The sequence below is a fragment of the Pinibacter aurantiacus genome, from assembly GCF_019130065.1.
Lineage (GTDB): Bacteria > Bacteroidota > Bacteroidia > Chitinophagales > Chitinophagaceae > Pinibacter > Pinibacter aurantiacus.
The window spans coordinates 849,060-861,738 of the sequence record NZ_JAHSPG010000001.1 but is presented as its reverse complement, the minus strand read 5'-3'; the positions used below and the strand labels follow the sequence as shown (position 1 = coordinate 861,738).

Annotated in this window: 10 protein-coding genes; 9 read left to right on the top strand and 1 reads right to left on the bottom strand. The window is 41.7% G+C overall.

What is annotated here, in order from left to right; genetic code table 11:
- The first annotated feature begins 23 nt into the window (after positions 1–23).
- From KTO63_RS03165 to KTO63_RS03130, 8 genes are all read left to right on the top strand, one after another.
- The gene (locus tag KTO63_RS03165) at positions 24–794 is read left to right on the top strand and encodes a 3'-5' exonuclease (protein ID WP_217789667.1); all 771 of its coding nucleotides are present in this window, start codon (positions 24–26) and stop codon (positions 792–794) included.
- Positions 795–868: 74 nt separating this feature from the next.
- Positions 869–1,663, top strand: coding sequence for a polyprenol monophosphomannose synthase (locus KTO63_RS03160; protein ID WP_217789666.1), 795 nt, complete (start codon positions 869–871; stop codon positions 1,661–1,663).
- Between the two features lie 234 nt (positions 1,664–1,897).
- On the top strand, positions 1,898–2,779 hold the full coding sequence (locus KTO63_RS03155) for a DMT family transporter (RefSeq protein ID WP_217789665.1): 882 nt from the start codon (positions 1,898–1,900) through the stop codon (positions 2,777–2,779).
- Positions 2,780–3,082: 303 nt separating this feature from the next.
- Positions 3,083–4,405 (top strand): TolC family protein, encoded by a 1,323-nt coding sequence (locus KTO63_RS03150; RefSeq protein ID WP_217789664.1) that lies wholly within the window; start codon positions 3,083–3,085, stop codon positions 4,403–4,405.
- A 32-nt stretch (positions 4,406–4,437) separates the two neighbouring features.
- Positions 4,438–5,577 (top strand): efflux RND transporter periplasmic adaptor subunit, encoded by a 1,140-nt coding sequence (locus KTO63_RS03145; protein WP_217789663.1) that lies wholly within the window; start codon positions 4,438–4,440, stop codon positions 5,575–5,577.
- A gap of 109 nt (positions 5,578–5,686) precedes the next feature.
- Positions 5,687–8,875, top strand: coding sequence for an efflux RND transporter permease subunit (locus KTO63_RS03140; protein WP_217789662.1), 3,189 nt, complete (start codon positions 5,687–5,689; stop codon positions 8,873–8,875).
- A 237-nt stretch (positions 8,876–9,112) separates the two neighbouring features.
- Positions 9,113–10,321 (top strand): MFS transporter, encoded by a 1,209-nt coding sequence (locus KTO63_RS03135; RefSeq protein WP_217789661.1) that lies wholly within the window; start codon positions 9,113–9,115, stop codon positions 10,319–10,321.
- 209 nt (positions 10,322–10,530) lie between these two features.
- Positions 10,531–11,220: a DUF2461 domain-containing protein gene (locus KTO63_RS03130; RefSeq protein WP_217789660.1), complete on the top strand. Its 690-nt coding sequence runs from the start codon at positions 10,531–10,533 to the stop codon at positions 11,218–11,220.
- A 462-nt stretch (positions 11,221–11,682) separates the two neighbouring features.
- On the opposite strand, the gene KTO63_RS03125 is transcribed toward KTO63_RS03130, so the two are convergent.
- Positions 11,683–12,306 carry a metallophosphatase domain-containing protein gene (locus KTO63_RS03125; RefSeq protein ID WP_217789659.1) on the bottom strand — a complete coding sequence of 208 codons (624 nt, stop codon included), beginning with the start codon at positions 12,304–12,306 and terminating at the stop codon, positions 11,683–11,685.
- A gap of 60 nt (positions 12,307–12,366) precedes the next feature.
- Between KTO63_RS03125 and KTO63_RS03120 the strand changes: the two genes are divergently transcribed.
- Entirely contained in the window at positions 12,367–12,594 is a 228-nt protein-coding gene (locus KTO63_RS03120; protein ID WP_217789658.1) for a hypothetical protein, read from the top strand.
- Positions 12,595–12,679: the final 85 nt, after the last annotated feature.

The window sequence follows — 12,679 nt, the reverse complement described above, 5'->3', positions numbered from 1 at the left end:
CTAATACCTAATTTCTAATATTCATGTTATCATTAGCACGTCCTTTAGCATTTATTGATCTGGAAACGACAGGCGTTAATTTAAGTACGGACCGTATTGTGGAGATTGCCATTGTAAAAATGCTTACGGATGGTACGAAAACGGTGAAGCGCAAGCTCATCAATCCCGGCATGCCTATTCCAGCGGTAACAACTGCTGTTCATGGCATTACGGATGAAATGGTGAAGGATGCACCGACCTTTAAGTCCGTTGCAAACGAAATCAAACAGTTTCTGGACAATACGGATCTTGCCGGTTACAATTCCAACCGTTTCGACATTCCCATGTTGATGGAGGAATTTCTGCGTTCCGGAATTGAGCTGGACATGAAAAACCGCAAACTGGTGGATGTTCAAAAGGTATTTCACCTCATGGAGCAGCGTACTTTGAGTGCAGCTTACAAGTTTTACTGTGAAAAAGACTTGACAGACGCCCACAGCGCCGAGGCCGACGCAACTGCTACACTGGAAATCCTGGTGGCGCAGGTACAACGTTATCCAAATCTTGGTAGCACAATTGACGAAATCCTTAAATTTACGGGAGATGACATGATCGTCGACTTTGCCCGCCGCTTTATCATGGATGGTAAAGGCGTGGAAATCTTCAACTTCGGTAAATACAAAGGACGTTCCGTAGCAGAAGTTTTAAAAATGGAGCCTCAGTACTATGATTGGATGATGAAAGGCGATTTTCCACTCCATACCAAGCAAAAACTCACTGAAATATTGAATCGTACATTGTTAAAGAAGGGATAAAATGCACATATGTGCGAAATTTGGGAAATGGTTAGCAGCTAAAAGTTCTACATTTGTATTAATATATTTTTGCCTTGGAAAAAATAGTAATTATACCTACCTACAACGAGAAGGAAAACATCTCCAATATCTTACATGCGGTCTTCGGATTGCAGGAAAACTTTCATGTTTTGGTAATCGATGATGGTTCTCCTGATGGGACTGCGGAGATTGTAAAAGAATTACAGTCGAAGTTTCCCGGTCAGCTTTTTCTTGAAGAAAGAAAGGGCAAGCTTGGTTTAGGTACTGCCTACATTCATGGGTTCAAATGGGCCCTGAACAGAAATTATCAGTTCATTTTTGAAATGGACGCCGATTTTTCTCACAATCCCAAAGACCTCGGCCGTTTGTATGACGCCTGCAAATACCAGGGCGCAGATGTGGCAGTTGGTTCCCGCTATGTAAAAGGTGGTGGAAATGTCAACTGGCCATGGGATAGAGTGGTCCTCTCAAAAGGAGGTTCCCTGTATACCCGCATGATCACCTGGATTCCTGTAAAGGACTCTACAGCAGGTTTTGTATGCTACACAAACGATGTGTTGAGAACCATTAATCTCGACAAGATCCTGTTTGTTGGTTACGCATTCCAGATAGAAATGAAATTCGCCGCATGGAAACTTGGTTTTAAAATAAAAGAAGTGCCTATTATTTTCCAGGACAGGAAATATGGTGCCTCTAAAATGAACAAAGGCATTGTAAAAGAAGGCATTTTGGGTGTATTGAACCTTCGCTGGCAAAGCTTATTTAAAAATTATAGCAACAGAGTAAAAAATAACGATGTGGTTGTGATGCCGCGCTTCCAGAAAGAAGTCTTTGCAAAAACCAAATAATCTTTTTTATCAGAATTTATTAAAAGGAAAGGACCTGTAACTATTACGGGTCCTTTTTTTATGCAAAACGCCGATAAGAACTGTACGATGTATTACACCCGAACGACTTTCGTACATCGTACCTCATACTTGTTACATCTTTGATTCCCGCGGGTACTTTTCAAAGAAATCATATCAAATCATGACAATCATGATGATCTGCGTTCTTTTTCCCTGATCTTTGCAAATTCAATTATGAAGGGTGCATTTATAAAACTACACATAGCCGTTTTCCTGGCGGGAATTACTGGTATATTAGGAAAACTCATTACTCTCAATGAATCATTGCTGGTTTGGTACCGAATGCTGATCACTGCGGTTACGTTGTGGGTCATCTATGCTTTCAGGAAAAAGATCGTTCCGGTATCTTTTAAAGATTTATTGGAAATGGTGGGAGTGGGTGCAATTGTAGCCACTCACTGGGTCGCTTTTTATGGGAGCATTAAGTATGCAAACGTTTCGGTATCGTTGGTTTGCCTTTCACTCATGGGATTCTTTTCGGCATTGATGGAACCAATTTTGCTGCGGAAAAGAATAGCTTTCCAGGAAGTGCTGCTTGGTATGGTTTCCGTGGTAGGTATTGCATTGATCTTCCATTTCGATATTCAGTATAAGATCGGGATCATTTTTGGAGTAGTGGCGGCTTTCTTGGCATCGCTGTTCACCATTCTTAATAAAAAATTGCTTTCCAAACATGAATCCGGAACGGTTACCTTGTATGAGTTGAGTGGAGGGTTCATTGTATTATCCTGCATAATGCCCTTTTATTTATCGGCTTCACATATTGGGTTTTCGCTGCCCGCAGGGCTTGATTGGGTGTGGTTGCTCATATTGAGCTGGTTATGTACGGTATTGGCTTTTTACATATCTTTAGATGCTCTAAAAGATATATCACCTTTTACTGTTAACCTTACTTATAACCTCGAACCGGTTTACGGTATATTACTGGCTTTCGTTCTGTTCCATGAAAACAAATACCTGAGCAACGGATTTTATGTAGGTGTCTTCCTGATTTTTGTTGCAGTGATATTACAGATGGTGCGTGTCAGGAACAAAGTACATTCAATTGCTGTTTAAGATATTTCCGGGCTTCCCTTTTTAAATTTTCGCTTGTCATATAAGTTGTTTGTTGGTGGTTGTTAGTTGTTAGGCTTCAGGTTACTTTCCTGCTAACAACTAACAACCAATAACGAACAACTGTGGCCTTTTCCGTATTTTTTAAAGTTTGTACAGTAAAGTTTCTAAAAATCAATAAGTTAATATAAAAGTGATGTATCGATGTTGGTTCTTTGCACACTTATTCCCACAAATCGATATTCGGCAATAACCAGAATTGGTACAGGATTTCATTATTAAAACTTTAATCATTCGATGAGATATATGAAAAAAGAAACAGGGCTTTTATGGGTTTTCCTATTTATCTCAGTTCTTAGAATAAACGCACAAACAGCAGACAGTACACGCTTTGATCTTGATGAATGTATTCAATATGCATTGAAGCATCAACCAGCTTACAAACAGGCAAATATGGATATTGATATTGCCAATGAGCAGGTGAAAGTGGCGTTGGCGGATTGGCTGCCGCAGGTAAATATGAATTACAACCTGCAGCACTATACACAACTTCCTGTGTCTTTGGTCCCAGATGCCAACGGCGTTAAACAGCCGGTTAAATTTGGAGCGCCAAATACCAGCACGCTCGGGTTTTCACTGAACCAAAGCATTTTCAATAGGGACGTTTTACTGGCGTCTCGTACCAAAAATGATATTCGCACGCAGGCAAGACAAAGTGCTACGAGCTACAAGATCGACCTGGTTGCTAATGTGAGCAGGGCTTATTATGATGTATTGCTCTCGCAGAAAAGAATAGAAGTGTTGGTGGCGGATACGGAAAGGCTCGCCAAAAGTTTGAAAGATGCATACAGTCAGTTCAACGCCGGTCTTACGGACAAAACCGACTACAAGCGCGCCATTATTTCCCTTAATAATTCTAAGGCAGAATTGTTCTCCAGCCGGCAGGGCATAAAGGCAAAGTATGAATATCTCAAACAACAAATGGGGTATGACAGCACCGCCGCCATTGCGATTCAAGCCGATAAATCAAGGCTTGAAGAAAAAATACAGGTTGATACCAGTGCCGGGATCAATTATGAAAATAGGATAGAATATCAATTTCTGAAGACGCGACAGCGACTTCAAACCGCCAACCTCAAGTATTACAAATGGGGTTTCCTTCCAAGTGTAGGGGCATTTGGCAATTATAATCTTGTATATCAAAACGATCAGTTTGCAAAACTCTATAGTGCTGATTATCCAAATTCTCTTTTCGGCTTAACGCTTTCGCTGCCTTTGTTCCAGGGAACAAAACGCATTCACCAGGTGCGACAGGCCGAGCTTGAACTGAAGCGAATGGATTGGGATTTTCTAGCGTTGAAAACATCTATCAATACAGAATATTCAACGGCACTTGCAGTATACAGAGCAAACATGAATAATTACCTGGTGCTGAAGGAAAACATGGATCTGGCAAATGATGTGTACAACATTATTGATCTGCAATACAAAGAAGGTATTAAAACATACCTTGAAGTAATTGTGGCGCAGTCAGATTTGCGTACAGCACAACTTAATTATTTCAACGCATTGTTTGAGGTGCTTTCAAGTAAAATAGATGTAGACAAGGCATTGGGTCTTATACAATAATCAAAGTTTTTAAAAGATAAACATTCGGATATATGATAAAGCAAACCATTCACTGTTTGTATGTTTTGGTATTTGGAATAATAATGTTCACCGCTTGTAAACCCAAGCAACAACAGGCTGCGCCGCCACAGGCTGTTCCTGTTGTAGTTGACAATGTAAAAGAAGGCAACGCAACATACTTTGATGAATATCCTGGTGTGGTTAGTTCACTTAATGAAGTGGAAGTAAGGGCACAGGTAACGGGTTACATTACCGGCATCTTTTTTCAGGATGGACAAAAAGTAAAGAAAGGGCAGAAACTTTATACCATTGATCAGCAGCAGTACCAGGCAGGTTACGACCAGGCGGTTGCAAACCTGAACTCAGCAAAAGCGGCTTTAGATAAAGCGCAAAAAGATGCTGACAGGTATAACCAATTGTTGAAGCAAGACGCGATCGCAAAACAAAAAGTAGATTATGCAGAAGCTGATCTGCAGGCTGCGAAAATGCAAGTAGCAGCGGCCCAGGCGAATGTCACCAGCTTGAGCGCGAACCTTCGTTATTCAGTGATCACATCTCCAATGGATGGAACGATCGGTTTTTCACAAGTAAAAAAAGGTGCGTTGGTTTCTCCGGGTAGCACAATACTGAATACGATTTCCACCAGCAATCCGATCGCTGTGGACTTTAACATAGACGAAAAACAGGTTCCTTTCTTTGTTGGATTGATCGGTAAAAATCCAGCTGATTCAACCTTCACTATCGCCAGCGCCAACGGCTTGCGTTATAAATATCCAGGTAAGATCAGTGTGCTGGACAGAGCCGTTAATCCTCAAACCGCTACATTGAAAGTAAGGTTGGAATTTGAGAATCCACTGGACGTTCTTAAAGTTGGTATGAGTTGCATTGTGCGTGTTAAAAACGGCAGCGAAGGCCAGCGCATTGTTATCCCTTACAAATCGGTGGTTGAGCAAATGGGTGAATATTTTGTGTATGTAGTGGGAGATAGCAGCAAAGTGGAACAACGCAAAGTATCGCTTGGCAAAAATATTGGCGATAAAGTGATTATCAACAAAGGTCTTAACCTGGATGAAAAGATAGTAGTGGAAGGTGTGCAGAAGCTGAGACCGGGCGCAGCAGTTAAGCCTGCAAACGTTGGCGATTCCACTGCAGCTAAATCTCAGGCTCATTAATGTTTCAAGTAAAAAGTAAAAAATCAAAATTCAAAAGTGGTGGGATGTCGGTTCGTTTTTTTGCCTTTTAACTTTTGAATTTTGACTTTCAAGAATCAACAGACATAATATGATTGCAGATACTTTTATAAAAAGACCGGTAACAGCGATTGTAATTTCCATTGTAATCGTGTTGGTGGGAGTGATTGCGTTAATCACTTTACCGATAGGGCAGTACCCGAATATCACGCCGCCTGTGGTACAGGTGACGGGTAGCTATACAGGTGCTGACGCTCAAACGGTGGAGCAGACAACGACAACACCTGTAGAGGTACAGATCAACGGTACGCCGGGTATGTCATACCTGCAAAGCAACAGTACCAGTGACGGCCGTACTACGATCAACGTAAACTTTGAACTGGGTACCAATATTGACATTGCTGCATTGGACGTGCAAAACCGCGTAGGTATCGCTACACCACAATTGCCGGACGATGTAAAACGTTTGGGCCTTACTGTTAGAAAACGTAACCCAAGCATTTTGATGCTGGTAGCGATGTACTCACCGAAAGGAACACACAACGTTTCTTTTATTGATAACTATACCAACATCTTCATTAAAGATGCCTTGCTACGTTCAAAAGGCGTGGGTGATATCTTTACCCGTGCCGATGACTTCAGTATGCGTGTTTGGCTGGCGCCGGATAAAATGGCGAATCTTGGACTTACAGCAAATGAAGTCATTGCAGCTTTGCAAGAGCAAAACCTGCAGGTGGCTGCAGGTTCAATCGGTGGTGCTCCACAACATTCTGTTCAGGCATTTGAATACACTGTGTTCAGCAACAGCCGCATCAGCAAGACATCGGAGTTTGAAAATATTATCATCCGCACAAATCCTACTGACGGATCGATCGTTTACCTAAGAGACGTTGCACGTGTTGAGTTGGGTAAATTCAGCTATACAAGCAACTCCTTCGTTGATGGTAAAAGAGCATCATATTTGCTTGTGTACCAGGCTCCGGGAAGTAACGCTCTTGAGACTGCAGACGGCGTTGTGAAGACAATGGATAACCTTAAGAAATCATTTCCTGCAGATGTTGACTATGTAGTTCCCTTCGAATCAGTAACTGTTGTAAAAGTATCAATTGATGAGGTAATAGAAACGTTGCTGATTGCTCTTGCACTAGTAATATTGGTAGTGTATTTGTTCCTGCAGAACTGGAGAGCCACACTGATTCCGATATTGGCAATTCCTGTAGCGATCATAGGTACGTTTATATTTTTCATACCGCTGGGCTTTACCATTAATACGTTAACGCTTTTCGGATTTGTGTTGGCAATCGGTATCGTGGTGGATGACGCCATTGTGGTGGTGGAAGCGGTGCAACACTATATCGACGAGCAGGGTCTCGACGCAAAAGAAGCAACGCATCGTGCCATGAAGGATATCTCAGGCCCGGTAATTGCCATCGCATTGATCCTTGCAGCGGTATTCGTTCCGGTAGGATTTATTCCGGGAATCGTAGGTCGTTTGTATCAGCAATTTGCGATCACAATTGCAATTTCTGTTGTGATCTCAGCATTCGTGGCGCTTACACTTACACCGGCATTGTGTTCAATCATGTTGAAACCACAGCACCTTGATAAGAACTCAAAAGGCCTGGATAAATTCTTCTTCAAATTCAACGAATGGTTCAGAAGAACAAGTTTGAACTATACATTAGGCGTAAGAAAAGCAATCAAGGGTGCTAGATACGTGGTGATGCTGTTGTTGTGTCTTTTCGTAGGCGCTTTCTTATTGTTCAAAAACAAACCGACAGGTTTCATTCCAACAGAGGATGAGGGGCGTTTGTACATAACTTTCGAATTGGCAGAATCCGCTTCAACAACGCGAAGCCTTGCAGTGCTTGATAGTGTGATGAATATTTTGAAAGATGTTCCAGAAGTAAAACACTATGCGGCATTGGGTGGTTTGAATGCTATTACGTTTGCTTCCAAATCCAACAGTGGTACGGTGTTTACACAGTTAAAAGAGTGGGACCAGCGGAAGGATAAATCACAGCAATTGTATGCACTCGTTGCAAAGCTTCAGCAAAAATTTGCATCGATACAAGGTGCAAACATCATTGTGATTCCGCCACCAGCCATTCCGGGCTTAGGTAATACCGGCGGTTTCAGTTTCATCTTACAACAACGAGAAAGTAATGACGATATCAAGGCATTTGAAAAAGTGCTTCAGAACTTTTTGATGGAAGCAAATAAGCGCCCAGAGATTGCAAGAGCGTTTTCTTTCTTTACAGCACGTACACCGGGTTACCAGGTGGATGTGGATAGAGAGAAAGCGAAGCGCATGGGTGTTTCTATTAGTGATGTTTACTCAACCATGCAAACATTCCTCGGAAGCCGTTATGTAAATGACTTTACCGCATATGGTCGTAGTTTCCGTGTATTGGCGCAAGCTGATACCGTGTATCGTGGCGATATTCAAAACCTGCAACAATATTATGTTCGCAATCAGGTGGGTGCAATGGTGCCGCTAAGCGCCGTTACTACTTACAGGGTTGTTGAAAGTGCGCCGATGATCAGCCACTATAATCTTTTCCGTTCAGCAGAGATTAACGGTGATTCAAAAGCCGGTTATAGTAGCGGAGATGCCCTGCAAGCGCTGCGTGAAGTGGCAGCAAAAGTATTGCCGAATGGTTACGGTTACGAGTTCTCCGGTTTGAGCCGTGAGGAAATCAATGCAGGATCGAGTACTGTGATCATTTTTTCGATGTCTGTAATCTTCGTGTTCCTGTTCCTTGCTGCATTGTACGAAAGCTGGTCAGTGCCGTTCTCTGTATTGTTAGCGGTTCCATTGGGCGCGTTTGGTGCGATCCTTACTTTGACCTTTACAAAATCTTTAAGCAATAACGTATATGCGCAAATTGGTTTGATCACGCTGATTGGTCTCGCCGCTAAAAACGCCATCCTGATCGTTGAGTTTGCCAAGGAAAGGGTAGATGCGGGCATACCTATTGTGTCAGCCACATTGGATGCGGTGCGGATTCGTCTGCGTCCGATCCTGATGACGTCATTGGCCTTCATCCTTGGTGTATTGCCACTTGTGTTCTCCAACGGAGCCGGTGCGGTTGCAAGGCAAACAATTGGTTACACAGTACTCGGCGGTATGTTGGCAGCCACCTTATTTGCCATCTTCACCGTTCCTGTTCTGTTCGTATTGATCAGTCGCATTGCTTATCCTGAAAAACGTTTGCAGGATATTAAGAGTGGCAGAGAGAAACGGCAGAGCAATGATGGCTACAAGGAAGAAATGTGATTTTAATTTGAAAATGGGAGAAGAGGAACGCAGATTTTCACGATTATCATGATTTTTTAAGATTAATAATAAAGCCTCCGGAGAGTTTTCTTCGGAGGCTTTTATTTTGGGGAATTCACTAGGAAAGAATAAAAAAGTAATAGAAAAATCATAACAGATCATGACAATCATGAAAATCTGCGTTCTTGCTCATTCTCAAATTCTCAAATTAGCAAATTTTCAAATTAACTTGCAGCTATGCTAGCAACCGCTGTTCAGACTTATCGTGATGCTTATAAGGGCCTTTCCAGATCTACATGGTGTCTTTCGCTTGTAATGCTGATAAACAGGAGTGGAACAATGGTTGTTCCCTTCATGACGATTTATGCTACACAAAAATTACACTTTACACTAACGCAGGCCGGGATTATAATGGGGCTGTTTGGACTGGGTGCGATTGCAGGTGCATTTATTGGCGGCAAGCTAACTGACAAGCTGGGCTTTTATCCGGTGCAGATCACAGCCTTATTTAGCGGCGGTTTATTGTTTATGGTGATTGGATTTCTGACAACATTTCTCTCGTTATGTATAGGTGTTTTCATTCTTAGTTTTTGCAATGAATCTTTCCGGCCAGCAAATTCTACAGCCATTGTATTTTATAGTTCTCCGGAAAATAGAACACGTTCTTATTCCTTGAATCGTTTTGCCATCAATCTTGGTTGGTCAGTTGGCGGCGCATTGGGAGGATTTCTTGCTGGGCACAATTATCATTTACTGTTTTGGGTAGATGGCTGCACCAATATTTTCGCGGCTTTGCTGATGTTAAAGATATTGCCGAGAGTGGATTACAAAAAACATGAAACATCTCACGAACAGCAATCTGCAACGTCATCCCCTTATCGTGATAAGATCTACATTACATTTATTATTTTGACAATAGTTTTTGCCACTTGCTTTTTGCAGTTGTTCGGTATGCAGCCTGTTTATTTGAAATCAGAATGGAAAATTACAGAGCAACAGATCGGTTTATTAATGGCAGAAAACGGATTGATCATTGCGTTTATCGAAATGATATTGGTGCACAAAATAGAAGGGAAGCGACACAACCTGTTTTACATTACCAGTGGTATTCTTTGCATTGGCCTTGCGTATGTTTTGCTGAATGTGTTGCCCTCGCTTTTCATAGTCGCGGTTTTTACTACAGCTTTGATAACGTTAGGGGAGATACAGTGTCTTCCTTTTATGAACAGCTACTGGATAGGAAGAACACAGGCATACAACCGCGGCAGTTACGCTGCACTTTACACCATCGCCTGGTCAAGTGCACAGATTGCTGCACCCGCGTTGGGCTCCCAGGTGGCGCAATATGCGGGCTTTCACACACTTTGGTGGGTTATCAGCATTATTTGTGGCGCAGTTGCGTTGGGGATGTTTTTGTTGAAGAGGTTTGAGGGGAAGATGGCGTAAATATTGCTCTGCAAGGCTTGTAGCCTTGCAGCAGGATTCTGTTGCCTCTGGCAACAAATAATCGACACAGGCGATAGAATATTCATCCGAAGCTGGAAGCTTCGCAGAGCATTCGTAGAGTGAGGATGTATAACAGGCCTTAAAACCTGACAATTTTTAGAAAACAGCCAGCGATTATTTACCACCTTTGTAGCATTTCAAGAATGAGTATGAAAACTGTTATTATACAACCATCAACCTTAGAATTTTTACAGCAACTTTCAAAGCACAACAACCGTGAATGGTTTGCGAACCACAAAACACTCTATACCGCAGCATACGATAATATGACTTTGTTTGCAGATGCGTTACTTATGAAAATGATCATGCATGATAACATAGAAACATTGTCGGGCAAGAAAAGTCTGTTTCGCATTTATAAAGATGTTCGCTTTTCAAAGGAAAAAACGCCGTATAATATACATTGGACCGGCAGTTTTAAAAGGGCCACCAAATTACTTCGCGGTGGGTATTACTATAACATTGAACCCGGCAATAGCTTCCTCGCGGGTGGTTTCTGGGGACCTGTACCAAGTGATATGAAACGTATCCGCGATGATATTGCATATAACACAGAAGGATGGGACGAGTTGTTGGCCGATAAAACATTTAAAAAAACATTCGGTAAAATGCACGGAGAACAGTTGGCTACGGCTCCGCGTGGTTACGATAAAAATCATCCTGCAATAGAATTACTGCGTTACAAACAATTTCTGCTCAAGCATCCTTTTACTGATTCAGAAGTTACCGGCAACGATTTTGTACAAAAGGCAAACGATGTTTTCAAAAAGATGCGTCCTTTCCTGAATTTGATGAGCGAAATTTTAACGACAGATGCAAACGGAGAAGTGAACGTTTAAACCCGGTTCATATGCCGGGGATAATTTTACAGCTCCAAAAAATGGCAGGCGTATCTTCTCTGAAAATTGCTTTAACCGAAGTCCATTTTGATATTCCGAGCAGATAGGTTGAATCCGGAATTATCCTTCGTTCGGGCAAGTCAATATTTCTAACCATAATAGCAATTACTTCATTCTTATGAAGAGTTGTTTTTAGTGAATCGATTATTCTGAAACGGATTTTTTCCGCACATACACAATCGCATTCAAATTCAAAACGGTCGCAATAACTACCGAAGGAGTCTATGGCTGTTACTTTAATAAAAATTGTATCAATCGGAGGCTTGCTGATTGTGTCGTGATTTACATTCCCGCAATTTGGCACCCTCTTGGAAATATAAAATGTACTAAATGCTCCGATGAGGAGCAACGGTAGAATTAGAAGACGCATGGTCTAATCAAAATAATAATTTTTTAGACATTTTAAAATTCAAATACAATCGGGTCGTTTACCAACTCGTATTTTTCATTTACAAGACTCGCGTTGATAAACTGGATATTGCCTTTATGAAAAGTGCCATAGGCTTCATGGATGTGCCCGCAAACGTGAACACGCGGCTTAACCTCCTGAACACGTTGAAATAATTCTTTGCATCCGGCATGAATACCCATTCTTGTTTTGTCAAGGGTTCTGAAAAGTGGCCCGTGTGTTATTAATACATCGGTGCTTACAGGAATTAATTCCCAGTGTTTTTTGATTGCATCTCTATGCCGGTTAAATGCCCAGTTATTGAACCATGGTGTAATAGGCGAGCCCCAGATGTTGACTCCATTTAAGGAAAAACCACTGTCATTCAGATATACAACCTCTTTGGGAATCATCTCCCTGACCCTTTTAGCAGATTCTCTTTCAAAATAAAAATCGTGATTGCCCGCGATGAGAATCCTGTATTCGAAATCTTGTCTTTTGAACCAATCGAAGAACTCTGCTATTTCAGCTTCATTGCCACGCGTTGAAATATCGCCAGCATGAATTAGCGCATCGCCTTTTGGTAGGGTTACTCGTTCATGTTGACCATGTGTATCGGAGATTGCAACGAATTTCAAAATGATAGGTTTGATTCAAATGTAAGAATAAGATAGCGCTCAAAACTTACTTTTGCAGGTATGAGAGATAAATTGGTAATTAAAAACGACGACACGTACGATGTAGCAATGCATGAAATTGATGCATTGATGAAAAAAGGAGAAGATAATTTAACTCAAACGGAAGTGGAAAGGTTGCGTGAAATGGCAGAGGCTGCTGAAAGTTTCGAGGATAAATGCCTTTGGGGAGATCCTTCCGCTCGATCTTATTCAACAGGTGAAGTGAGCGACGCAACAAAAGCAAAATAGGATTACCAATGCTCGCTTCATAACATTGATAATCCTATCTACATATCTCAGATATACCGGAGACCTCTAATTCCTAACTCCTAAT

Coding starts and splice junctions, on each gene's coding strand:
- KTO63_RS03165 (WP_217789667.1), top strand. CDS start 24: ATGTTATCATTAGCACGTCCTTTAGCATTTATTGATCTGGAAACGACA.
- KTO63_RS03155 (WP_217789665.1), top strand. CDS start 1,898: ATGAAGGGTGCATTTATAAAACTACACATAGCCGTTTTCCTGGCGGGA.
- KTO63_RS03150 (WP_217789664.1), top strand. CDS start 3,083: ATGAAAAAAGAAACAGGGCTTTTATGGGTTTTCCTATTTATCTCAGTT.
- KTO63_RS03145 (WP_217789663.1), top strand. CDS start 4,438: ATGATAAAGCAAACCATTCACTGTTTGTATGTTTTGGTATTTGGAATA.
- KTO63_RS03140 (WP_217789662.1), top strand. CDS start 5,687: ATGATTGCAGATACTTTTATAAAAAGACCGGTAACAGCGATTGTAATT.
- KTO63_RS03135 (WP_217789661.1), top strand. CDS start 9,113: ATGCTAGCAACCGCTGTTCAGACTTATCGTGATGCTTATAAGGGCCTT.
- KTO63_RS03130 (WP_217789660.1), top strand. CDS start 10,531: ATGAAAACTGTTATTATACAACCATCAACCTTAGAATTTTTACAGCAA.
- KTO63_RS03120 (WP_217789658.1), top strand. CDS start 12,367: ATGAGAGATAAATTGGTAATTAAAAACGACGACACGTACGATGTAGCA.